Annotated in this window: 22 protein-coding genes; 16 read left to right on the top strand and 6 right to left on the bottom strand. The window is 71.1% G+C overall.

Translation table 11 applies throughout. The features are described from left to right. Positions 1 to 5: 5 nt before the first annotated feature. From FBY41_RS18405 to FBY41_RS18350, 12 genes are all read left to right on the top strand, one after another. The gene (locus FBY41_RS18405; protein ID WP_260439886.1) at positions 6 to 1052 is read left to right on the top strand and encodes an ABC transporter permease; all 1047 of its coding nucleotides are present in this window, start codon (positions 6 to 8) and stop codon (positions 1050 to 1052) included. After that, the gene (locus FBY41_RS18400) at positions 1049 to 2119 is read left to right on the top strand and encodes an ABC transporter ATP-binding protein (protein ID WP_141845745.1); all 1071 of its coding nucleotides are present in this window, start codon (positions 1049 to 1051) and stop codon (positions 2117 to 2119) included. Before FBY41_RS18405 ends, FBY41_RS18400 begins: the two co-directional genes overlap by 4 nt. Beyond that, entirely contained in the window at positions 2116 to 3219 is a 1104-nt protein-coding gene (locus tag FBY41_RS18395; RefSeq protein WP_141845743.1) for an ABC transporter ATP-binding protein, read from the top strand. Before FBY41_RS18400 ends, FBY41_RS18395 begins: the two co-directional genes overlap by 4 nt. Before the next feature lie 376 nt (positions 3220 to 3595). Next, positions 3596 to 6268 (top strand): alanine--tRNA ligase, encoded by a 2673-nt coding sequence (gene alaS / locus FBY41_RS18390; protein WP_141845741.1) that lies wholly within the window; start codon positions 3596 to 3598, stop codon positions 6266 to 6268. Positions 6269 to 6270: 2 nt separating this feature from the next. Next, positions 6271 to 6789 carry a Holliday junction resolvase RuvX gene (gene ruvX, locus FBY41_RS18385; RefSeq protein ID WP_141845739.1) on the top strand — a complete coding sequence of 173 codons (519 nt, stop codon included), beginning with the start codon at positions 6271 to 6273 and terminating at the stop codon, positions 6787 to 6789. Further along, positions 6786 to 8024 carry an endolytic transglycosylase MltG gene (gene mltG, locus FBY41_RS18380; RefSeq protein WP_141845736.1) on the top strand — a complete coding sequence of 413 codons (1239 nt, stop codon included), beginning with the start codon at positions 6786 to 6788 and terminating at the stop codon, positions 8022 to 8024. Before ruvX ends, mltG begins: the two co-directional genes overlap by 4 nt. Next, entirely contained in the window at positions 8018 to 8917 is a 900-nt protein-coding gene (locus FBY41_RS18375) for a shikimate dehydrogenase (protein WP_260439885.1), read from the top strand. The genes mltG and FBY41_RS18375 overlap by 7 nt, the downstream gene beginning before the upstream one ends. Then, positions 8914 to 9615 carry a prepilin peptidase gene (locus FBY41_RS18370; RefSeq protein WP_141845734.1) on the top strand — a complete coding sequence of 234 codons (702 nt, stop codon included), beginning with the start codon at positions 8914 to 8916 and terminating at the stop codon, positions 9613 to 9615. The genes FBY41_RS18375 and FBY41_RS18370 overlap by 4 nt, the downstream gene beginning before the upstream one ends. 187 nt (positions 9616 to 9802) lie before the next feature. Continuing rightward, a complete protein-coding gene (aroC, locus tag FBY41_RS18365) occupies positions 9803 to 11023 on the top strand; it encodes a chorismate synthase (protein ID WP_141845733.1) in 1221 nt (406 codons plus the stop codon). Continuing rightward, positions 11017 to 11547, top strand: a complete 531-nt coding sequence (locus tag FBY41_RS18360; protein ID WP_141845731.1) for a shikimate kinase — start codon at positions 11017 to 11019, stop codon at positions 11545 to 11547. Before aroC ends, FBY41_RS18360 begins: the two co-directional genes overlap by 7 nt. Beyond that, entirely contained in the window at positions 11544 to 12671 is a 1128-nt protein-coding gene (gene aroB, locus FBY41_RS18355) for a 3-dehydroquinate synthase (protein ID WP_141845729.1), read from the top strand. Before FBY41_RS18360 ends, aroB begins: the two co-directional genes overlap by 4 nt. Positions 12672 to 12680: 9 nt before the next feature. After that, positions 12681 to 13118 (top strand): type II 3-dehydroquinate dehydratase, encoded by a 438-nt coding sequence (locus FBY41_RS18350; RefSeq protein ID WP_141845727.1) that lies wholly within the window; start codon positions 12681 to 12683, stop codon positions 13116 to 13118. A 5-nt stretch (positions 13119 to 13123) separates the two neighbouring features. Here FBY41_RS18350 and FBY41_RS18345 read toward each other — a convergent pair whose 3' ends face one another. Continuing rightward, positions 13124 to 13528, bottom strand: coding sequence for an NUDIX domain-containing protein (locus FBY41_RS18345; RefSeq protein WP_141845725.1), 405 nt, complete (start codon positions 13526 to 13528; stop codon positions 13124 to 13126). A gap of 174 nt (positions 13529 to 13702) precedes the next feature. Here FBY41_RS18345 and FBY41_RS18340 point away from each other — a divergent pair, with 174 nt between their 5' ends. Beyond that, entirely contained in the window at positions 13703 to 14221 is a 519-nt protein-coding gene (locus FBY41_RS18340; protein WP_141845723.1) for an SRPBCC domain-containing protein, read from the top strand. Positions 14222 to 14267: 46 nt separating this feature from the next. Here FBY41_RS18340 and FBY41_RS18335 read toward each other — a convergent pair whose 3' ends face one another. Beyond that, a complete protein-coding gene (locus FBY41_RS18335; RefSeq protein WP_221629340.1) occupies positions 14268 to 14942 on the bottom strand; it encodes a TIGR00266 family protein in 675 nt (224 codons plus the stop codon). A gap of 256 nt (positions 14943 to 15198) precedes the next feature. Between FBY41_RS18335 and FBY41_RS18330 the strand changes: the two genes are divergently transcribed. Further along, positions 15199 to 16707, top strand: a complete 1509-nt coding sequence (locus FBY41_RS18330) for a hypothetical protein (RefSeq protein ID WP_141845720.1) — start codon at positions 15199 to 15201, stop codon at positions 16705 to 16707. Here FBY41_RS18330 and FBY41_RS18325 read toward each other — a convergent pair whose 3' ends face one another. The 3 genes from FBY41_RS18325 to FBY41_RS18315 all read right to left on the bottom strand — a co-directional run bounded on the left by FBY41_RS18325 (position 16708) and on the right by FBY41_RS18315 (position 19519). Then, complete coding sequence (locus FBY41_RS18325; RefSeq protein ID WP_141845717.1) at positions 16708 to 17571, bottom strand: CPBP family intramembrane glutamic endopeptidase; 864 nt, start codon at positions 17569 to 17571, stop codon at positions 16708 to 16710. Between the two features lie 152 nt (positions 17572 to 17723). Next, on the bottom strand, positions 17724 to 18902 hold the full coding sequence (locus tag FBY41_RS18320; RefSeq protein ID WP_141845715.1) for a GDSL-type esterase/lipase family protein: 1179 nt from the start codon (positions 18900 to 18902) through the stop codon (positions 17724 to 17726). Positions 18903 to 18922: 20 nt separating this feature from the next. Next, positions 18923 to 19519, bottom strand: a complete 597-nt coding sequence (locus tag FBY41_RS18315; RefSeq protein ID WP_141845713.1) for a TetR/AcrR family transcriptional regulator — start codon at positions 19517 to 19519, stop codon at positions 18923 to 18925. 149 nt (positions 19520 to 19668) lie between these two features. Between FBY41_RS18315 and FBY41_RS18310 the strand changes: the two genes are divergently transcribed. Both FBY41_RS18310 and FBY41_RS18305 read left to right on the top strand, forming a co-directional pair. Continuing rightward, the gene (locus FBY41_RS18310; protein ID WP_141845711.1) at positions 19669 to 20544 is read left to right on the top strand and encodes an intradiol ring-cleavage dioxygenase; all 876 of its coding nucleotides are present in this window, start codon (positions 19669 to 19671) and stop codon (positions 20542 to 20544) included. Between the two features lie 37 nt (positions 20545 to 20581). After that, the gene (locus FBY41_RS18305) at positions 20582 to 20875 is read left to right on the top strand and encodes a hypothetical protein (protein ID WP_141845709.1); all 294 of its coding nucleotides are present in this window, start codon (positions 20582 to 20584) and stop codon (positions 20873 to 20875) included. A 19-nt stretch (positions 20876 to 20894) separates the two neighbouring features. On the opposite strand, the gene FBY41_RS18300 is transcribed toward FBY41_RS18305, so the two are convergent. Then, positions 20895 to 22940 carry a HelD family protein gene (locus FBY41_RS18300; RefSeq protein WP_141845707.1) on the bottom strand — a complete coding sequence of 682 codons (2046 nt, stop codon included), beginning with the start codon at positions 22938 to 22940 and terminating at the stop codon, positions 20895 to 20897. Between the last annotated feature and the right edge of the window lie 109 nt (positions 22941 to 23049).

Genomic DNA, 23049 nt, shown 5'->3' with positions numbered 1-23049 from the left:
CCGTGGTGGGGGCTCGGAGACCTTCGGGTCCCCACCACGGATGCCCACTCCTTGGAAGGTTTCCCTTGCTCACGTACATCCTCAGGCGCGTGGCTCTCGCGTTGAGCGTCATCCTGGCGACGCTCGTGTCGGCGTTCCTGCTCTTCTTCGCCGGGCCGTCCGACCCCGCCCAGGCCATGTGCCCGGAGACGCGGTGCAACCCGCAGCGCCTCGAGCAGATCACGAAGAGCCTCGGCCTCGACAAGCCGCTGTCGCAGCAGTTCCTCGAGTACTTCAAGGGCCTGTTCGTCGGCCGTGACTTCACCTACGCGGGCGACACGGTGCATTGCGGGGCCCCGTGTCTCGGGTACTCCTTCTCGACCCGCCAGTCGGTCAACACCGAGCTCTTCAGCCGCTTCCCGAACACCGTCGTGCTGGCCCTCATGGCCGCCGTCGTGTTCGTCACGGTCGGGGTGACCCTCGGGATCATCGCCGCGATCCGCCGCGGCACGCCCGCCGACCGGGGCATCATCGGCAGCTCGCAGACCTTCGGCGCGATCCCGTACTACGTGCTCGCGCTGCTCGTCGCGCTCTACCCCGTCGTGCTCTGGAACATCCTCCCGCAGTACGTACCGATATCAGCGGGCGTCGGACCCTATCTGTTGGGCATGCTCGCCCCAGCGCTGATCCTCGGCCTCTACACCTCGACGTCGTACACGCGCTACACGCGAAACTCGATGCTCGAGACCCTGTCGATGGACTACATCCGCACGGCCCGCAGCAAGGGCATCCCCGAGCGCACCGTGCTCGTCAAGCACGGCTTCCGTGCCGCGATGAGCCCCATCGTCACGATCCTCGGCCTCGACATCGCGGCCCTGCTGACCGGCACCCTCATCACCGAGCAGATCTTCGGCGTCGACGGGATCGGGCGGCGCACCCTCGCCGCCTTCCGCGCCCAGGACCTGCCCGTCATCATGGGCAGCGTGCTCATCGGAGCGGCGGTCGTCGTCATCATGAACCTCGTCGTCGACATCGCCTACTCCTTCATCGACCCCCGAGTGAGGCTCCAGTGACCGCCACGGCGAACGCCATCCCCACGCAGTCCGCGGAGGCCACGTCCGTCGGCGACGTCGTGCTCGACGTCCAGGACCTCTCGGTCGTCTTCCCGACCGAAGAGGGCCTCGTCAAGGCCGTCTCCAACCTGACCTACCAGGCCCGTCTCGGCCGCACGCTCGCCATCGTCGGCGAGTCCGGCTCGGGCAAGTCGGTCTCGAGCATGGCCGTGCTGGGCCTGCACAACCCGAAGCGCACGCAGATCACGGGCAGCATCAAGCTCGACGGCATCGAGCTCGTCGGTGCGCCGCAGTCGACCTTCCAGAAGGTCCGCAGCACCAAGGCCGCCATGGTCTTCCAGGACCCCCAGAGCGCCCTGCATCCGTTCCACAAGATCGGCAAGCAGATCGCCGAGGCCTACCTCGCGCACAACAAGGTGAGCAAGGCCGTGGCCCAGAAGCGGGCCATCGAGATGCTCGACCTTGTCGGCATCCCCAACCCGCAGCGGCGGGCGCTGCAGTTCCCGCACGAGTTCTCGGGCGGTATGCGCCAGCGCGCGATGATCGCCCTGGGCCTGGTCAACAACCCGAAGCTGCTCATCGCCGACGAGCCGACGACCGCCCTCGACGTCACCGTCCAGGCGCAGATCCTCGACCTCGTCAACGACCTGCAGAAGGAGTTCGGCTCCGCGGTCATCCTCATCACGCACGACCTCGCGGTCGTCGCCGAGACGGCCGACGACATCGTCGTCATGTATGCCGGCCGCGGCGTCGAGAAGGGTGACGCCAAGGAGGTGCTGGCTCAGCCCTCGCACCCCTACACGTACGGCCTGCTCCAGTCGCTGCCCTCGCACTCCGAGGACCTCACCGAGCTCAAGGCCATCCAGGGCACCCCGCCCAGCCTGCTCAACCTGCCGCCGGGCTGCTCGTTCCACCCGCGCTGCGACTTCAAGAGCCAGGTCCCCGGCGACGCCTGCTGGACCGAGCTGCCCGAGTGGCGCCCGACACCCGGGCTCGCCAACCGCCAGATCCGGTGCCACCTGACCGATCCGGTGGGGACGCTCCAGGAAGACGAGGGAGTCCGATGACCGCCCAGCCGAGCACGCAGACCCGAGCTGCGGCCGACAGCGCCGAGAAGCCGCTGCTCGAGGTCACCGACCTGCAGCGCTACTTCCCCTTCCGTGAGGTGCAGGGGCTGCGCATGGTCAAGGCGACGGTCAAGGCCGTCGACGGCATCAGCTTCACCCTCCGTCAGGGGCAGACCCTCGGCCTCGTCGGGGAGTCGGGCTGCGGCAAGTCCACGACCTCGCGCCTCGTGACGCGGCTCGACGAGCCCACGGGCGGATCGGTGGTCTTCGAGGGGCGCGACATCACGCACCTCAAGGAGCACCAGCTGCGCTCGATCCGGCGCGATGTGCAGATGATCTTCCAGGACCCCTACAGCTCGCTCAACCCGCGCCACACGATCGGCTCGATCCTCTCGACGCCGCTCAAGGTGCACGGGCTGCACAAGGGCAAGGAGAAGGCCCGGGTCCAGGAGCTGCTCGAGCTCGTCGGCCTCAACCCGGAGCACATCAACCGCTACCCGTCGGAGTTCTCGGGCGGCCAGCGCCAGCGCATCGGCATCGCCCGGGCCCTCGCGGTCGAGCCCAAGCTCATCATCGCCGACGAGCCGGTCTCGGCCCTCGACGTCTCGATCCAGGCGCAGGTGATGAACCTCCTCGCCAAGCTGCGCGACGACCTCGACCTCGCCTTCATCTTCGTCGCCCACGACCTCGGCGTCGTGCGCCACTTCTGCGACCAGGTCGCGGTGATGTACCTCGGCAAGATCGTCGAGTACGGCGACAAGAAGAAGATCTACGAGGCTCCCGAGCACCCCTACACCCAGGCCCTGCTCTCTGCGGCGCCCGACATCAACGTCGCCCGGGGCATCGCTCCCAAGGAGCGCATCCGCCTCATCGGTGACGTGCCGAGCCCGATCGACCCGCCGAGCGGGTGCCGCTTCCGCACCCGGTGCTGGAAGGCGCAGGACATCTGCGCCCAGCAGGAGCCGCCGCTCGCGACCTCGGTCGAGGACACGACGTCGGTCCGAGCGCGGCGTGACCGGGGCCTGCACCTGCAGGCGTGCCACTTCCCGGAGGTCAAGACGACGCTCGTCGCCGAGGTGCCGGCCGAGCCGGTCGCCTGAGGCACCGGCGCACGTCCGGCACGGGTCGATCAGACCCAGCCCGTATGCCGTGGGGCCGGCTTCCCGTCCGGGAGCCGGCCCCACGGCATACCCCTGCGTGTCGCCCGGCTGGCCCGGGGCCGGCGGCTGGGCCGCGTCCTGCTGCGCGGGAGCGCGCCTGCTCGGGGGTCGGTTAGGGTTGACGGCGGCGCGACGTGCGCGCCGACGAGCGAAGGACGATGCGTGGTGGACTGCGTGGTGGGCACGGAGCAGCGGATGACGGCGAGACCGCAGGTGCGGTCGCGAGCCGGCCGGGGGTCAGCCGCGCCCTGCTGAGGCGCCTCGGCTGACCCCGCCCCGACTCCCACCCCCGCAGCACCGAGCACGAGGACAACACATGGAAACCGCTGAGATCAGGCGTCGCTGGCTCTCCTTCTTCGGGGAGCGCGGCCACACCGTCGTGCCGAGCGCGCCGCTCGTGCACGAGGACCCCAACCTCCTCTTCGTCAACGCCGGCATGGTGCCGTTCAAGCCCTACTTCCTCGGGCAGGAGACGCCGCCCTTCAGCCGCGCCACGAGCGTGCAGAAGTGCGTGCGCACGCTCGACATCGAAGAGGTCGGCAAGACGACGCGCCACGGCACGTTCTTCCAGATGAACGGCAACTTCAGCTTCGGCGATTACTTCAAGGAGGGCGCCATCGAGCTCGCGTGGGAGCTCATCACGCGCAGCCAGCGCGACGGCGGCCTCGGCTTCGACGAGAAGGACCTCTACGCCTCCGTCTACCACGAGGACGACGAGGCGATCTCGTTGTGGAAGAAGGTCGCCGGCCTCTCCGACGACCGCATCGTCCGTCTCGGTCGCAAGGACAACTACTGGAACATGGGTGTCGCCGGCCCCGGCGGCCCGTGCTCCGAGATCCTGCTCGACCGCGGCCCGCAGTTCGGCGCCGACCGCGACTGGGAGGCGGGCGACCGCTACCTCGAGTTCTGGAACCTCGTCTTCATGCAGTACGAGCTCGAGAACGTCCGGTCGAAGGAGGACTTCGACATCGCGGGCGAGCTGCCCAAGCGCAACATCGACACGGGCATGGGCCTCGAGCGGGTCGCCTACCTCCTCCAAGGCGTCGACAACATCTACGAGACCGACGAGGTCTTCCCGGTCATCGCGGCCGCCGAGGACCTCACCGGACGTCGCTACGGCGCCGATCGCGACGACGACGTCCGCTTCCGCGTCGTCGCCGACCACGTGCGCAGCTCGCTCATGCTCATCGGCGACGGGGTGACCCCGGGCAACGAGGGCCGTGGCTACGTCCTGCGCCGACTCCTGCGCCGTGCGGTGCGCTCGATGCGCCTCCTCGGGGTCGATGCCCCGACGCTGGAGCACCTGCTGCCCGTCAGCAAGGAGCGGATGAAGGCGTCCTACCCCGAGCTCGAGCGGGACTTCCACCGCATCAGCCAGGTCGCCTACGGCGAGGAGGATGCCTTCCGGCGCACCCTCGCGGCCGGCACGACGATCCTCGACACCGCGGTGGCGAGCGCGAAGTCCTCCGGCCGCTCGACCCTCGGCGGCGCCGAGGCGTTCGCGCTGCACGACACCTACGGCTTCCCGATCGACCTCACCCTCGAGATGGCGGCTGAGCAGGGGGTGCAGGTCGACGAGACCGGCTTCCGTGCCCTCATGGCCGAGCAGCGCGACCGCGCCAAGGCCGACGCCCGCGCGAAGAAGTCCGGCCACGGCGACACGAGCGTCTACCGGCGCGTCTCCGACACCCTCGGCCGTGAGGTCGAGTTCACCGGCTACGACCAGGTCGTCACCGACAGCCGCGTGCGCGGCCTCATCCGCGGCGGCGAGGTGGTCGAGCGCTTCGGCCCCGGTGACGAGGTCGAGCTCGTCCTCGACCGCACGCCGCTCTACGCCGAGTCGGGCGGTCAGCTCGCCGACCACGGTCGCATCCGCCTGTCGGGTGGAGCCGTGCTCGAGGTGACGGACGTCCAGCGCCCCATCGCCGGTCTCGTCGTGCACCGCGCGACGGTGCTCGAGGGCGAGGGCGCCGTCGGCGAGGACGCCGAGGCCGAGGTCGACGTGGCGCGCCGCCGCTCCATCTCGCGCGCCCACACGGCGACGCACATGGTCCACCAGGCGCTGCGCGACGAGCTGGGCGACACGGCGACCCAGGCCGGCTCCGAGAACTCACCGGGACGGCTGCGTTTCGACTTCCGCTCCCAGCAGGCGGTGCCCGCGGGCGCGCTCGGCGAGATCGAGTCACGCATCAACGGCGTGCTGCTCGACGACCTGCCCGTCACGGCCGACATCATGGGGATCGACGACGCCCGCAAGCTCGGTGCGATGGCGCTCTTCGGGGAGAAGTACGGCGAGCGGGTGCGCGTCGTGTCGATCGGCGACTGGTCGCGCGAGCTGTGCATCGGCACCCACACGCCGCGCGTCGGCCAGATCGGGGTCGTCAAGCTGCTCGGCGAGAGCTCGATCGGCTCCGGGGTGCGCCGCGTCGAGGCCCTCGTCGGTGTCGACGCCTACACGCACCTCGCGCGTGAGGCCGCCATCGTCAGCCAGCTGACCGAGGTCGTCGGTGGCCGCCGCGACGAGCTGCCCGATCGCATCGCCGGCATCCTCGGGCGCCTCCGCGACGCCGAGAAGGAGATCGCCGCCGTCAAGCAGGCGCAGGTCCTCGGAGCGGCGGCCGGACTCGTCTCGAGCGCCCGCGAGATCGCCGGGGTGCGCTTCGTCAGCCACGACGCCGGCGACGGGGTGTCGGCCGACGAGCTGCGTGCCCTCGTGCTCGACGTGCGCACCCGCCTCGGCAACGAGCGCCCCACCCTCGTCTCGATGGCGTCCGTCTCCGGTGGACGGCCGGTCGTGATCGTGGCGACCAACGAGCAGGCCCGCCAGACGGGGCTGCAGGCCGGCGCTCTCGTCAAGGTCGCCGCGCAGGCCCTCGGCGGCGGCGGTGGCGGCAAGCCCGACCTCGCCCAGGGTGGCGGCACCGACCCGACGCAGGTCTCGCGAGCCCTTGGGGTCGTCGAGGACCAGCTGCGGGCCCGAGGCGCATGACGATGTCCGACGAGCCCCTGGTGCGGACGGTCCGCCCCGGGGTGCGCGTCGGTGTCGACGTGGGCAGTGCCCGCGTCGGGGTGGCCGCCTCGGACCCGACGGCCACCTTCGCGCACCCGGTGCGCACCCTCGCCCGCGATGAGCAGCACGGCACGGACCTCACGGAGCTCGTGACCCTTGTCGAGGAGCTCGCCGCCGTCGAGGTCGTCGTCGGGCTGCCGCTGCTGCTCTCCGGCCAGGAGGGCGAGGCGGCACGCATCGCCCGCGACTACGCCGTGGCTCTGGCGGCCCGAGTGGGTACCGTGACGGTGCGACTGGTCGATGAACGCTTGACCACCGTCGACGCGCACCGCAGACTACGCGACAGCGGCGTGCCGGGACGAGGCCAGCGCAAGGTCGTCGACCAAGCGGCAGCTGTCCTCATCCTGCAGACCGCACTCGACACGGAGGCTCGCTCGGGCAAGCCACCAGGGGAGCCAGTCACCACGGGGGGAAGACGAAAGAAGGAACGTCGCCGATGAAGGACCATCTCGAGTCATCGATCTTCGGTGACCACGATGACCACGCCGACGTCCACGACCTCGTGGAGCACGACGCGCACCCGGCTGCGCCGCCTGCGAGCCGCCGCGAGCTGCGCGAGGCCGAGCTGGCCGCCCAGCGCGCCAGCCGGCGCCGCCGCGGCCGGGGGAGCGCCGCCCGTGCAGGCCGTGGCAAGCCCCCGTGGTGGCGGCGCCTGCTCGTCATCGTGCTCGCCCTCGCCGTCATCGGCGGCGGCGCCGCGGTTGCCTACCAGGCACTGCGCCCGGTCGTGGAGGGCTTCCTCGAGTCCAACGACTACCCGGGACCGGGCCAGGGCAGCGTGCGCGTCACCGTCGAGCAGGGCGCCGGCGGCAGCGCCATCGCGCGTGAGCTCGTCGACGCCGACGTCATCAAGTCGACGAAGTCCTTCGTCGACGCGGCCAACGCCGACTCCAAGAGCAGCGGGATCCAGCCCGGCGTCTACGAGATGAAGAAGCAGATGCGTGCCGCGGACGCGCTGGCCGTCCTCGTCGACCCCAAGAACCGCATCGTCACCCGCGTCACGATCCCCGAGGGGCTCTGGGCCACGGAGATCTACGCCAAGCTCTCGAAGGCCTCAGGCATCCCCGTGGCGCAGTACGTCGCCGCGGCCAAGGACGCGGAAGCCCTCGGGCTCCCGTCGTCGGCCAGGGGCAACGTCGAGGGCTACCTCTTCCCGGCCAGCTACGAGTTCGCGCCCGACTCGAGCGCCGCCGCCCAGCTCAAGCAGATGGTGGGGGAGTCGGTCAAACGGCTCGATGCGCTCGGCATCACCCCGGACAAGATGGAGCGTGTGGTCATCCTCGCGAGCCTCGTCGAGGGCGAGGCGAGCACCGAGGCCGACCGGGGAAAGGTCGCCCGGGTCATCGAGAACCGTCTCGCGTCCAACACCTCCATCGGCTTCGACTCCACCGTCAACTACATCTTCAAGAAGCGTGGCGTGCCGACGCAGGAGATGCTCGACAGCGACAGCCCGTACAACACGCGCCGGTTCAAGGGCCTGCCCCCGGGGCCGATCGCCAACCCGGGCGAGAGCGCGATCCAGGCCGCCGCGGCCCCGCCGGCCGGTGACTGGTTCTACTTCGTCACCGTCAACCTCTGCACGGGAGAGACGAGGTTCGCCGTGACCGCCGCCGAGCACGCGAAGAACGTCGCGGCCTTCAACGCCTGGCGTGAGTCCACGGGGGGCAAGTGCTGACCATCTCGCCGGAGCAGACGAGGTGCGCGGTCTGGGGCTCCCCGGTCGCCCACTCGCTCTCGCCCGTGCTGCACCGCGCCGCCCACGTGGCGCTCGGCCTCACCACCTGGTCCTACGACCGCCGCGAGGTCGACGTCACGGCCTTCGCTGGCGCGCTCGAGGAGCTCGACGAGTCGTGGCGCGGGCTGTCCCTGACGATGCCGCTCAAGGAGGTGGCCCTGCAGGCCGCCGTCGAGGCGAGCGACCTGGCGCGTGCGACGGGCGCGGCCAACACCCTCGTGCGGGTCGACGGCGGCTGGCGCGCCGACAACACCGACGTGCACGGCATCACCGCCGCGCTGGCGGCCGTGGGCTGCGACCTCACCTCCGACGCGGTGGCCGAGGTCGTCGTCGTCGGGTCGGGCGCCACGGCGCGGTCGGCCGTCGCCGCTGTTGCAGGTGCTGCCGGTGAGGATGGCGCTACGGGTGTCGCGGGGCGTCGGGTGACGCTCATGGTCCGCGACGAGGCACGTGCCGAGACCGTGGCTCAGGCGAGGGCGATGGGACTCCAGGTGGCAGTCGCCCCACTGGGCGAGTGGACCGATGCCGACCTCGTCATCAGCACCGTGCCCGCGTCGGCCGGTGTCCCGCTCGACACGCTCCCCACGGCCGACGGCGGCCGACCCCGCGTCCTGCTCGACGTCGTCTACGGCGAGGGCCCCACCCCGCTCCAGCGCGGCGGCCAGCACCGCGGGTGGACGTTGGCTCGCGGCGTCGACATGCTCCTGCACCAGGCGACCCGCCAGGTGACCCTCATGACCGGCCGGCCGGCGCCGCTCGCCGCGATGGCCGAGGCGCTGTATGCCGTCGTCGACCCGGTCTGGGGGGTGCGGACCTCCGCCGGTGGCCGATGACGTGGACCGCCTTCCCGGCGACACCGTGGTGGTTCGTCGTGGTGCTGGCCCTCGCCGGGGCCGCTGTCGGTGAGGTGCTGCGTCGCCGGCTCGTGACGGGCGGCTACCGGCTCGACGACGAGACCGGGCCACCACCTCGTGCCCCGATCGTCGTCGTGCCCGTCGCGATGGCGCTGCTCTGGGGACTGCTCGCCTGGCGCTTCGGGCCCCTGTCCGAGTGGGCCCTCACCCCGGCCTACCTCGGCTTCGCCTTCGTCGCGGTCGCGCTCGCGTGGGTGGACGCGGACGTGCACCGGCTGCCCCGGGGACTCACCCGGCCGGCATACCCCTTGCTCGCGGGGCAGCTCGCACTCGCCTCGCTCGCCTCAGGGGACTGGGCGGCCCTGCGGCGGGCGGCGCTCGCCGGTCTCGTGCTGTGGGTGATCTACCTCGTGCTCGCCGTCGTCGCCGCGCTGCTCGGCAGCGGCTTCGGGCTCGGCGACGTGACGCTGGCCGGGCTCGTCGGCCTCGCGACCGGCTACGTCAGCCTCACGGCGACGCTCGTCGCGTCGTTCGCGGCCTTCCTGCTCGCCGGCGTCTACGGGGTCGGGCGCATCGTCCTGCGCAGGGGCGGCCGCAAGGACGACATCGCCTTCGGCCCGTGGATGCTCGTCGGCACCCTCATCGCGCTCGTCGTGGAGCTGGCGCCGTTGCTCTGAGCTGCCCCGGCGGTGCCAGCCCCTTCCGACGCGTGCCGAACCGAAGGTCGTGTCTGGCAGGTCGTGTCGCCAGGTGGTGTCCCTCGTCGTGTCGCAGGTGCCGTGTCGCAGTGCCGTGTCCCGCGTGCCGTGTCCCGGGTGCCGGGCGGCCGGGGGCACGTCCCGGGGTGCGTGGGAGGATCGGGGGATGTTGCGTTGGTTGACGGCCGGTGAGTCGCACGGGCCCGCACTCGTCGCCATGATCGAGGGCCTGCCCGCAGGTGTCGAGGTCGGGGCGAAGGACCTGCAGGCGGCCCTGTCACGGCGTCGGCTCGGCTACGGCCGGGGGGCCCGGATGAAGTTCGAGCAGGACGAGGTCGAGTTCCTCGGCGGCCTGCGGCACGGGGTGACCCTCGGCTCGCCCCTCGCCGTGCGCATCGGCAACAGCGAGTGGCCGAAGTGGACGACGGTGATGAGCCCCGAGGCCGTGAGCGAGCAGGACTACGCCGCCTCCGACGACGTCAACGCGGAGAAGGAGATCGCGCGCAACAAGCCGCTGACCCGCCCGCGTCCGGGCCACGCCGACCTCGTCGGCATGCAGAAGTACGGCCACGACGACGCGCGACCCGTCCTCGAGCGCGCCTCGGCCCGTGAGACGGCGGCCCGCGTGGCGCTCGGCGAGATCGCGGCCCGCTTCCTCGAGCAGGCCTACGGCATCCGCCTCGTCTCCCACACCGTCTCGATCGGCACGGCGGGCGTGCCCGAGAGCGCCGCCCTCCCGACGCCCGACGACGTCGAACGACTCGACGCCGACCCGGTGCGCGCCTTCGACCCGTCGGGCTCCGCGGCCATGGTGGCCGAGGTCGACGCGGCGAAGAAGGACGGCGACACCCTCGGTGGCGTCGTCGAGGTCCTCGCCTACGGGCTGCCCCCGGGGCTCGGCTCGCACGTGCACTGGGACCGCAAGCTCGACGGCCAGCTCGCCCAGGCCCTGATGAGCATCCAGGCGATCAAGGGCGTCGAGGTCGGCGACGGCTTCGAGACGGCCCGGCGCCGCGGCTCCGAGGCCCACGACGAGATGGAGCTGCTCGACGGCGTCATCACCCGTCGCACCGGTCGCGCGGGCGGCACCGAGGGTGGCATGTCGACGGGTCAGGTCCTTCGGGTCCGGGCCGCGATGAAGCCGATCAGCACCGTGCCGCGTGCGCTCGCGACGGTCGACGTCGCGACCGGCGAGGCCGCGACCGCCATCCACCAGCGCTCCGACGTGTGCGCCGTGCCGGCTGCGGGCGTCGTCGCCGAGGCGATGGTCGCGCTCGTGCTCGCCCAGTCGTGCCTCGAGAAGTTCGGCGGTGACTCGGTCACCGAGACGGCGCGCAACCACACGGCATACCTGGGCGGCATTCGTGAAGGGCTGCGGACGTGGTGAGCGATCCCGGAACGCGCCCTGCCGCCGTCGTCGTCGGTCCCCCCGGTGCGGGCAAGACGACCGTCGGCGCCCTGCTCGCCGAGCGTCTCGGCGTTCCCTTCCACGACGTCGACGCGGCCGTCGAGGCGGCCGAGGGTCGCTCGATCTCCGACATCTTCGTCGACGACGGCGAGGCGGCGTTCCGCGACCTCGAGCGGGCGGAGGTCGCGCGTGCGCTCGCCGACGAGCGGGGCGTCGTGGCGCTCGGCGGGGGAGCCGTCATGGACCCGCTCAGCGAGGCGGCGCTCGCCGGGCACACGGTCGTCTTCCTCGACGTCGCCATCGCCGACGCGAGCAAGCGCATCGGCTTCGACCGCTCGCGCCCGCTCCTCTCGGTCAACCCCCGGGCGTCCTGGATCGCGATGATGAAGGTGCGCCGGCCCACGTACGAGCGCGTCGCGACCGTGCGGGTCGACACCGCCGGGCGCACGCCGGAGGAGATCGTCGACGCCGTCATCGTCGAGCTCGCCGGGGCGCAGGCGTGAGCGCTGCGCTGGGCTCGACGACGATCTCCGTCGGAGGCGACTACGACGTCGTCATCGGCTCCGGCGTGCTGGGGCGGGTCGCCGACCTCCTCGGCGCCGACGTCGAGCGGGTCCTCGTCGTCCACCCGCCCACCCTCGATGCCCTCAGCGGCGCGGTCGCCGATGCGCTGCGCGATCGGGGGTATGCCGTCCACCCCGCCGAGGTGCCCGACGCCGAGGCGGCCAAGACGGCGTCCGTCGCCGCCGCCCTCTGGGCCCAGCTGGGGCAGGCCGGCTTCACCCGCACCGACGCCGTCGTCGGGGTCGGGGGTGGCACGGTCACCGACCTCGCCGGCTTCGTCGCGGCGTCGTGGCTGCGCGGCGTGCCCGTGGTCCAGGTGCCGACGACCCTGCTCGGCATGGTCGACGCGGCCGTCGGAGGCAAGACCGGCATCAACACCGCCGAGGGCAAGAACCTCGTCGGCGCCTTCCACCCGCCGGCCGGGGTGCTGTGCGACGTCGACGTGCTCGCGACGCTGCCGCAGGCCGACCTCGTCGCGGGGCTCGCCGAGGTCGTCAAGTGCGGCTTCATCGCCGACCCCGTCATCCTCGACCTCGTCGAGTCGGCTGTCGCCGACGACGCGGGCCGGGCGCGCAGCGCCGCGAACCCCCACCTGCGCGAGCTCATCGAGCGCGCGGTCCGGGTCAAGGCCGACGTCGTCGCCGCCGACCTGCGCGAGAGCTCGCTGCGCGAGATCCTCAACTATGGCCACACCTTCGGCCACGCCATCGAGCAGGTCGAGCACTACTCGTGGCGCCACGGTGAGGCGGTCGGTGTCGGCATGGTCTACGTCGCCGAGCTCGCCCGGCTCACCGGGCACCTCAGCGGTCCGGAGGGTGACGCACTCGTCGACCGTCACCGGTCGGTGCTCGAGTCGCTCGGCCTCCCGACGACGTATGCCGCCGGACGCTGGGACGAGCTGCTCACCGCGATGCGACGCGACAAGAAGTCACGCGGCTCGACGTTGCGCTTCGTCGTGCTCGACGGACTGGCCCGGCCCACCCGCCTGGCCGGGCCGGACGACGCGCTGCTCCAGGCGGCATACGGCCTCGTGTCGCGTCGCGACGCCAGCGGCGCTCACTAGACTCGCCGCATGACGGCTCCCCTCGTCTTCGTCCTCTCCGGGCCCAACCTCGACCGGCTGGGCACCCGCGAGCCGGAGGTCTACGGCTCCGACACGCTCGACGACGTGCACTCCGCGGTGTCGCGGGAGGCGGGGGCGCTCGGGCTGCTCGCCGACTGCCGGCAGACCAACCACGAGGGCGAGATGATCGACTGGCTCCACGAGGCGGTCGACGCGGGCGCTGACGTCGTCATCAATCCCGGCGCGTGGACGCACTACTCGTATGCCGTCCGTGACGCCTGCGCCATCGTGACCACGAGCGGTCGCAGCCTCGTCGAGGTGCACCTGTCCAACCCTGCTGCGCGCGAGGAGTTCCGCCAGACCTCCGTCGTGGCGCCCGTCGCGACGGGCACGGTTGCCGGCTTCGGGTTGCAGTCCTACCTGCTCGCCCTCCGCGCCCTCGTCTGAGGAGTTCAGCCGCGGCGGCCCCGCAACGCATCCACCAGAGCCGTGCGCACGAGCACGTGGGCCGGTGGAGGCAGCTCCTCGAGGCCGAACCATCCGATGTCGTCGTGCTCCTCGGGAGCGACGTTTGCCGGCGTCCCCTGCCAGTCGCGCACGAGCCAGGCGCTGAGGAGCGCCGGCCCTTCGGCTGGTCCCGCGGTCACCCGACACAGGTGAGACGCCGAGCTCGTCGCGATCTGCACGTCGAGCTCCTCGTGCAGCTCCCGTGCGAGGGCGCCGAGCTCTGACTCGCCAGCCTCCATGACCCCGCCGGGGAGGTCCCACACGTCGGGGTACGCGCGTTTGTCCGGCCTCCGATGCACGAGCAGGACTCGACCATCACGAACCAGCGCACCGACGACGACCTTGTCCATCCGCGGATCAAAGCACGGACGTCCGACAGGCCCACCAGGACACTATGTACCTTGACGGGTACGTACCAAGATCGTTACCTTGGATCTCATGGACGCTGTGGTGCACGCGCTGATCCACACTCTCCGCCGCGACGGCTTCCATACCGAGACCGCCCGAGGAAAGAAGGCACGACGATGACCACGAGCGCGACGATGCGCACACTCGACGAGACCCGCGGAGCAGTCCGGGTCGAGGACCTCTACGACACGGACATCGGCGACCTCTGGCAGGCGTGCACGACGCCCGAGCGGCTGGCTCGCTGGATCGCCCGGGTCGACGGTGACCTGCGGGTCGGCGGCACGGTCCAGTGCGTCTTCACGAGCAGCTGGACCGGTCCGGCGCGCGTCGAGGTGTGCGATGCGCCCCATCACCTGCTGCTGACGACGGAGGCCGGGACGGACGACGAGGGGCAGATCGAGGTGTGGCTGACCGAGGAGGGCTCAATGACCCGCCTGGTGGTCGAGGAGCGCGGGCTGCCTTTGAGCCATCTGCCGTTCCACGCCTCCGGTTGGCGGGTGCACCTCGAGGACCTCGGTCGGTCCCTCGAGATCGACGGCCCGGTCCACCCAGAGGGCTGGAGCTCCGACGCCGGGGCGCCCGGCTGGAAGGACCGCTGGGAAGAGCTCACTCCGACGTACCAGCGTCAACGCTGAACGATCCGGGCTGCTGGGTGATGACCGGAGTGTGATCGCCCGGTCGTCAGCTGCGCGAGGCGGGCGGCGGGAGCTTGCTCTGGATCCAGCCGATGAGGTCGCTGCTGCTGCGGGTCTGCAACCACACCCGGCCAGGACCCGTGAAGTCGGTCACGAGACCCTCACCACCGAGGATCGTGGACTTCCAGCTGCCGGCCTTGCGGACCGTGTACTGGACCGTGTCGTCGAAGGCGACGACATGGCCGGTGTCGAGCGTCACCTGCTCTCCTGCCGCCAGTGTGTAGGAGCGGATCGCGCCGTAGGCCGACATCAGCAGCTCGCCCTGGCCGGTGCAGCGCAGCAGCACCAGTCCTTCCCCACTGAAGAACGTCTTGCCGCCGCCCCACTTGGCATCGACGTCCACGCTGGTGTCCGAGGCGATCCACGAGCCGGACTGCACGAGCAGCGCTCCCGTGCCCTCCACGGTGACCAGGCTCATGTCACCTGGCAGGGCAGCAGCCACGGCGACGACCCCGCCGGTGGGAGAGGAGAAGTCGTTGACGAAGAAGCTCTCTCCGCCGAACGAGCGCTTGAGACCCTTGAGGAACCCCCCTCGCGTCGAGGTCGCTATCTGCACGTCGCCACGAGTCATCGCCATCGCGCCCGCCTCGACCCGGACCGCGCCACCGGCGGGCAGCGTGATCTCCCCGAATGCGAACGCCGGTCCCGAACTGATCTCCACCTGCATCTGATGCGCTCCATCTCCCGTGGGTGAGGCTGCCCCGGCAGCCACTGGGTCGATTGTCCCTTGCCACGGCTTCCTCGACCCGTGGAACCCGGCTCGTAACCGTTTCGTGGGTGCGATCGCGTCTTGATATCGTTCGCGCCACCAGCCCCCAACCCGAGGACGGCGAGTGCCCGAGCAACGTGTCGCGGCCGACCCGGACTCGCCGCTGCGCCCGCACGACGCATCCGAGATCGTCAGCGAGCTCACCAAGGTGCTGGGCAGCGCCACGATGAGCAAGTCGCCGCGCTCGCGCGAGTTCCTGGCCTACATCGTCACTGAAACGCTGGCCGGCCGGGCTGAGCGACTCTCCGAGCGGACCGTCGGCCGCAGGGCGCTGGGACGGGCAGACACCTTCGACGGCCGATTCGACGCCTCCGTCCGCGTGCGCGCCAGTCGGGTTCGCAAGTCCTTGGACGACTACTACGCCGTCGAGGGCCGTGCTGCTCGACTCCGCATCGAGCTGCCCTCGGGTGCCTACGTGCCGCGCTTCGTCAGATCGGCGCCCACGGAGCTGCCGTCCCCGGTGCAGGGCAAGGACGTCGACCTGACCGTCGTGGTCCTGCAGTTCGAGGTGTCCGGGGATGCCCGCGCCGACCTCGTTGCCACGACGATCAGCGAGCTGATCGCCCATCGCCTGGCCATGTTTCCCGGTCTGCGCGTCGTCGGGCCGGCCACGGCCCGATCGCAGAATCCCCGCGTGATCGGCCGGGAGCTCGACGGGCGGTTCGTCCTGCAGGGCTCGGTCGGATCGCGCGACGGGCTGGTGAGGCTCAGTGCCCGCCTGAGCGACTCCGACGGCGGTGACGTGGTGTGGGCCGCAAGTGAGACCGTCGACGCCGGGACGTTGCGCGGGTTCGAGGTGGAGGAGCGTTGGGCTTCCGGAGTCGCGGCCGAGCTGGGCGACTACGCCGGGGTGGTGTACCGCCGTGCGGCTCAGAAGCCCTCAGCGTCCGTGGAGCCCGGTGAGTATGCGGCGTGGCTGGCCTTCCAGGCCTACATCGAGGAAGGCAACCAGGCGACCCTACGTGCTGCTGACGAGGCGCTCGCGGCTGCGATGGAGGCGGGCATCCGCTCGCCAGTGATCCTCGCGATGCGTGGCAGCACCCGTGCCGTCAAAGCCGCCTACGGCATGTCCACGGACCCGCAGGCCGACCTGGCCGCGGCTGAGCAGCTGGCCCGTCGGGCCCTCGCCGAGGATCCGGGCAGCGCTCACGCGCACACGGTGCTCGGCACGGTCGCCCTCATCCGGCACCAGTGGGACCTTGCCAGGAAGCACGCGGCGGACGCGGCTCAGGCCAACCCGTTCCACCCGACCTTCCTGGCGACAGCCGGCACCCTGATCGCCAATTCCGGCGACTGGGAGCAGGGCATGGCACTGCTGCGGGAGTCCCTGCGGCTGAACCCCCTCCACCCGGGGTACATGCACACGCTCCTGGCCCAGGACCGGATCATGGTCGACGACGACGCTGCAGCGCTGGCCGAGGCCAGCCTCATCCATTCCCCAGGCGCGACCTGGGGTCCGCTGTTCCGTGCCATGGCGCTCGCCGGGCTCGGGCACACGGAACAGGCACGCCACGAGATGGATGAGGTGCTGGCGATCGACCCGACGTTCCTCGATGATCCGGTGGCAACCTTCACCACGTACACGAATCTGACCGACGAGCAGATCGGCGCACTGCTGCGTCACCTCGAACCCCTCCGGCCCGCAGCCCCCAGCTGATCAGACGGTCGCCTCGGCGTTGGCACCCTTGCGCTCGCCCACCTTGCCCCGGATGAAGAACGCGAGGATGTATCCGACAGGCACGAGCAGGAACAACGTGAAGCCCGAGGTCAGGGCGAGCAGGCCGTTGAACCCCGTGGTGTCCACCTTGCCCGGCAGGCCGCCGGTGGAGAGGAGCGTCGTGGGGTCGGTGAGGCCATGCAGGATCATCGCCGCCGCGATGAAACCGATCACGCGCATCGAGAGGTACATCAGCACACCGAAGGCCACGGTGTAGAGGACGGTGTAGGCCACGGGCCCCGCAGGCTCGCCGCTGAAGATGTTGAGGCCGTGGGACAAGCCGAACAACACCGAGGAGATCGCCGCGACGCTCCACTCACGCTGCCCACTCGAGCGCAGCATCTTCACCGCGATGCCCCGGTAGAGCAGTTCCTCGGAGAACCCGATCAGCGCACCGGTGGCCAGCACGAGCAGGACGACCGAGAGCGCGGGGCCGCCCCAGTCGATGGCGAGTACGCGCAGGGTGATCGGCACCAGCACGATGACCGGTGCGATCCACATCCAGCGGGAGCGGTAGATCGGCTGGCGGCCGAAGATCTCGGCGTTCCACCCCATGAAGGTGGTGAAGGCAAACAGCACGATCGATCCGACGATGAGAGCGGCCGTCAGTTGGACGAAGACGCTGCCCAGGCTGCTGAGCAGGTCGTCGTCGCTGTAGCTGCGGTCTGCCAGGCGCGCGACCACCTTGCCGGTGGGCAGGTAGATCGCGAAGTAGACGGCCACGACCAACAGCAGTCGCCAGAATCCTCCCTTGTTGAGGAAGCCCCGCAGGCCCCCTTGTGTCTGTGTCGGTGTCCGGGTCACGCTCGCCACCACGATCCCTCCAAGGTGTTGGTGTCTGCCACATCGCTTTCGAGAGGAAATCTAGTGACGCTGCTCGCGGCCCCGATGGGTTTCAGGCAGTCGTAACGGTTACGGCAATCAGGACCAGGTGGTTCGGGTTCTCATGATCATCCTCATCGGCGGTGACACCGCTCGCGAGACGTCCCGGTGTCGAAGGGCCCACCCACGCCGAAAGCGATCTCGGCGAACCGCTTCCCGATGAGCGTGTGCGCTGCCGTGTCCGGGTGGAGCCCGTCCGGAAGTGGCAGCGCTGTCGCGTCTGGCTCACCGTAGAGCTCGAGGCCGTCGAGGTAGTGCAGGTTGGGGTCGTCTGCCCGCGCCGCGACGATCTCCTCGAGCGCCCGGCGGACGACCCGCAGGGTCAGGCGCCCACCGGCGGTGTCACCCTCGGTGCCGGTGGCGATGAACCGCATGGCGCCGGACCCGAGGGCGGACGGATCCATGGCCCCCGGGCCGGGGGTGTTCTCGTGGATCCCGCAGAAGATCGGCGAGACGAGCAGGAGCGGGGTCTCGGGGTGGCCGTCGCGGACGGTGTCGAGGAAGCCGTGGACGGCGGGGACGAAGCTGCGCAGCCGCATCGAGTCGTGGCCCACGACGTTGATGCCGAGCTTGGCGCTGATGAGATCTGCCGGGGTGTCACGCAGGTGCCGGGCCATGAACGGGTCGACGAGGGCGCTGCCGCCGAAGCCGAGGTTGTGCAGCTGGGCGTGTGCTCTGCGAGCAGCGACGGACGGCCAGATGGCGGTCGGGCTGGTGGCGTTGGAGCCATGGCTGATGGAGCTGCCGTGATGGAGCCACACGGGTCCCCTGGGTCGTGCCGGGTGCACCGGCGCATCCGTGTGCAGGGCGACCAGGTCGACCTGCTCGTTGTGTGGCAACCAGATCTCGATCGTCTTCTCACCGGCGTCGAGGTCGTCGACCATGACGAGGTCGGTGTCGCCGCGCGCGAGGGTGCTCTCGCCTGTCCGCATGTCCAGCTCGATGGCGTCGCCCTGGGCCAGCGCGTGTGAGCTGTGCACGGCACCGTCGACCAGCACGTCGACAGCCCCCCTCGGGCGCGGCAGGCCCTGGTAGGCCACTCGCGTGGCGAGCAGCTCGAGAGCGAGGCGTCGTGCCGTCGTGCTGACCGCGATGCGCACCCCCGAGGGCTGGGCCTCCATGAGCGAGAGCTGGGGGTCGGCGAAGCGCTCCCGGATGGGTCGGGGGAGTCGGTGGGGGCACAGCCCTCGCTCCGTGCGTTCGAGCTGCGCCGCACCGACGATGATGTCGGCGGTGAGTGGCCTCGCGGTCATGGTCGTGGTCGTTCTCGTGGTCACGAAGGTTCCGTCCGGTCGAGTGGTGAGCGGTCATGCCAGTGCATGAGGAGGAAATGGAGCGAGTCGAGCAGCTCGGTCCAGGACTGCTCCACAGGGGGACCGCTGTGCGCGAAGCTCCCGATGCGCTCGAGGTTGAGGAAGCCGCTGATGGCCCCACCCACGATCCGCGTGGCGTGGGTGCGGTCACCCTCGCGGATGCCATAGCCCAGCAGGACCGCATCGATGACGTGGACCATCCGCGCAGCGGCGGGCGCGCTCACTGCGTCAGGCCCGGCCCGCCGCTGCAACGACTCCCAACACCCGGGACGAGTCTGCGCGTAGGTGCGATGCGCCGAGCAGAACCCGAGCAGGGCATCCTCCCGGGCGCGGCCGGCGATGGCGTCACTGATCAGGGTCGCCAGCTCATCCAGGGCAAGGGCCGTGACCCCGTCTCGGAGGGCAGCCAGATCGCGGACGTGCTCGTAGAGGCTGGGTGTGCGCACTCCGAACGACCGTGCGACCGCGGCGAGGCTGACGGAGTCGAAGCCCGAGGTGTCGGCCAGTTCTGCGGCGCGGGCGATCACCGTTGCCGTCGTCAGCTGCGCTCGTCCCACGGGTCAAACCTAACATGCAAAGGGTATCACCTATGAATCATAGGTTCTCGTCACAGTCGCCGCACAGAGCGGTCACGGGCGCGTCACGGGCGCAGCTCCCAGACTCGTCCCACGGAGGGCCCGCCGGGTCCCGCGACGAAAGGTCCGTCATGGCGGCGCACACACCCTCGGCTCCACAGCCCGAATGGCTCGACGAGGACGGCAAGGAGATCGAGGAGCACGACCGGGGCCTCGTCCACGACCTACGAACGCTCGTCGACCGGCGCCGGGCGCTGGCGCTCCTCGGTGGGCTCGGTGTCGCCGGTGCGCTCGCCGCGTGCAGCAACGGCACGGCGTCGGTGGCGACGGGCAGCCCGACGAACGCGCCCGCGGCCACGTCCGCCGGCACGAGCGCCGCCGGCCTCGTCGACGCACCGGACGAGACGGCAGGGCCCTACCCGGGCGACGGGTCCAACGGCCAGGACGTCCTCGATGACTCGGGCATCGTGCGCCGCGACATCCGCAGCAGCTTCGGGTCCTCCACGACGACAGCGCAGGGCGTGCCTCTCACCATCACGCTGACGGTGAAGGATCTCGCGACGAGCTCGGCCCTCGTGGGCGCCGCCGTCTACGTCTGGCACTGCGACCGGGAGGGCAACTACTCGATGTACAGCCAGGCAGCGGCCGATGAGAACTACCTCCGCGGCGTGCAGGCCACCGACGAGTCCGGGACCGCGACCTTCACCTCGGTCTTCCCTGCCTGCTACGCGGGTCGCTGGCCGCACATCCACTTCGAGGTCTACGAGAAGGTGAGCGACGCGACGTCGAGCGGACCCATCGTCAAGACCTCACAGATCGCTCTGCCCCAGGCCGCGTGCGAGTCGGTCTATGCCACCAGTGGCTACGAGCAGAGCGTCGGCAACCTGTCGCAGGTCAGCCTCGAGCGCGACAACGTCTTCGGTGACGACGCCGGCATCCACCAGCTCGCGACGATGTCGGGCAGCGCGTCGACCGGCTACACCGCGGCGTTGACCATCGGCGTCTGACCCACCCGCGCGCCGGGACACGTGGGAGCCTGCTCCCATGAGTGAGGACGAGGACCTCGACATCAGCGCGATGGCGGTCAACGTGACGATCCCCGAGTCGCTGCGCTGGAACGACAGCCGCCGGGGACAGGAGTTCCGGCTCGACACCCTCAATGTCCGGATGCTCCCCGACGGACACCTCGCGGCCAAGGCCTACGGCCGGCCGGTCGAGGGCGGCCGCGGGGCATACGTGTCGTTCACCGTGCCGGACCGCCCTGAGCTCGTCGCCCTGGTCGCCTCTGCGGCGGACCGCGCCGCCGAACGGTGGGCGGCCCATCGAGGACTCGGCTGAGGGCTCGGCTGAGCGAGCGTCAGGCCGCGCGGAGCGCCTCGGGCAGCGGCTCGGTGTGCACGATCGTCAGCTCCGACACGGCGCGGGTCAGGACGACGTAGAGACGTCGCAGGCCCGTGCGCTCGTCGGGCTCGGCAGCGGCGATGGCGGCCGGCTCCACGACGACGGTGCGGTCGAACTCGAGGCCCTTGGCGACGCTGGCCGGCACCACCTCGACCTGGTGGTCCTCGTCGTCGCCGTGGTCGCGGTCGAGCCGACCGTGGGAGACACCGGCGGCTCCGAGCGCCCTCGACACCCGGTCGACGTTCGCGTCCGCGACGATGACGCCGATCGATCCCGCCGCGCCGGCGGCCCGCTCGACCGCGGTCACGACCTCGCCGTCGAGTCCCGCGCTGTCCGCCGGACGGATCTCGAGCCGTCCGGGGTTGTCGCGCACCGACACCGGGGCACCGAGACCGGGGGCCATGTGCGGCAGGAGGCGGGCGGCATACTCGATGACGACGGCCGGCACGCGGAAGCCGCGGTCGAGCACCACGAGGTCGTGGTCGTCCTTGCCGAGATGGCGCATCGCGTCGTCCCACGACGCGGTCGCCCAGGGTGTCGTGCCCTGGGCGATGTCGCCGAGCACCGTGACCGACCCCGTCGAGCACCGTCGGCCGACGGCGCGCAGCTGCATGGGGGAGAGGTCCTGCGCCTCGTCGAGGACGACGTGACCGAGGCTCGGCAGGCGACGCAGCAGGTCGTCGAGCTCGTCGAGCAGGGCCATGTCGGCGCGCGACCAGCGGGCCGCTCCCTTGGTGCGGGCGGGCTCGGCCCACAGGAGGATCGACTGCTCGCGCTCCGTCAGGTCGTCGCCGGCCGCTGCGCGCAAGGCCCGGGGGTCGGACCACAGCCGGTGCAGCACACCCTGAGGGTCGAGGGCCGGCCACACGGAGGAGACGTACTTCTTCACCGCTGCGGACCTCGCGACGGCGTCCTGCACGCGGTCGTCGGGCGAGTCGCCCGCACGCTCCATCTCGAGCAGCACGTGGTGGGCGAGCCGCTGGGGCAGCAGGTCGCGCGCCGCCGAGTAGCGCACGCCCCGCGCGGCCAGCTCGTCGACGATGTCCCTGACCTCGTATGCCGGCACGCGCCACTTGCGCACGCCGCGCGGGACCACGAGCGCTTCCGTGGGAGGCACGAGGCTCGACCACACCGCGCGACGCAGGACGAGCGCGAGCCTCGCGTCGCCCTTCAGCGTCGCGACCTCGGGCGGCTCCTCGGCGCGCACGCGCCCGTGGTCGAGCAGGCTCTCGATGGTCGCGTGCCCGACCCGCACCTCACCCAGCGACGGCAGGACGGCGCCGATGTGGTCGAGGAAGGCGCGGTTGGGCCCGACGACGAGCACACCAGAGCGATCGAGCCGCCCGCGGTAGGAGTAGAGCAGCCACGCCGCACGGTGCAGCCCCACCGCGGTCTTGCCGGTCCCCGGGGCGCCCTGGACGCAGACGCTGACCGCGACGTCGCTGCGGACGATCTCGTCCTGCTCCGGCTGGATCGTCGAGACGATGTCGCGCATGGGACCGGTGCGCGGGCGCTCGATCTCGGCGGCCAGCAGCGAGCCGGCCGTCGCGGTCGACTGCTCGGGCTCGCGCAGGTGCTCGTCCTCGAGCGCGGTCAGCCGACCGCGGTCGACCCCGAAGCGGCGGCGCAGCACGACGTCCATCCGGTCGGCCGGCGAGGCGCGGTAGAAGGCCGTCGAGATCGGCGCACGCCAGTCGACGACGACGGGGTCGCCCGCTTCGTCCGAGACGTGCCGACGGCCGATGTGGAACTGCTCCGCCGGGCCGTCCGCGGGCTCGACGTCGATGCGCCCGAAGAAGAGCGTCGTGCGCGGGTCGTCCTGGAGCGAGGCGATGCGGCGTGCGAGGACCCGGCTCAGCACCTCCCCGGAGATCGCGTCGCTCGCCCGTGAGGCGTCGAGCTGCTCTGCCGACGTGCGCATCCGGGCCAGCTCGGCCCGGGCGGTGTCGAGGTAGGCCTGCTCGCGCTCGAGCTCTCCTGCGGGTGGGGCGGGCGCGGCCACGGCAAGACACCTCTCACGGGGAGCGGGGGCTGGAGGGAGCCGACCACGATACCGCGGCGCGGGCTCTCGCCGGACCCGCGCGATTCTTCGATCGGAGTGGGGCCCGGCT

Origin of the sequence: Humibacillus xanthopallidus (assembly GCF_006716675.1) — a bacterium.
Taxonomy (GTDB): domain Bacteria; phylum Actinomycetota; class Actinomycetes; order Actinomycetales; family Dermatophilaceae; genus Humibacillus; species Humibacillus xanthopallidus_B.
Note: the sequence above shows the minus strand (reverse complement) of the source record. Positions and strands in the feature narration are given on the sequence as shown.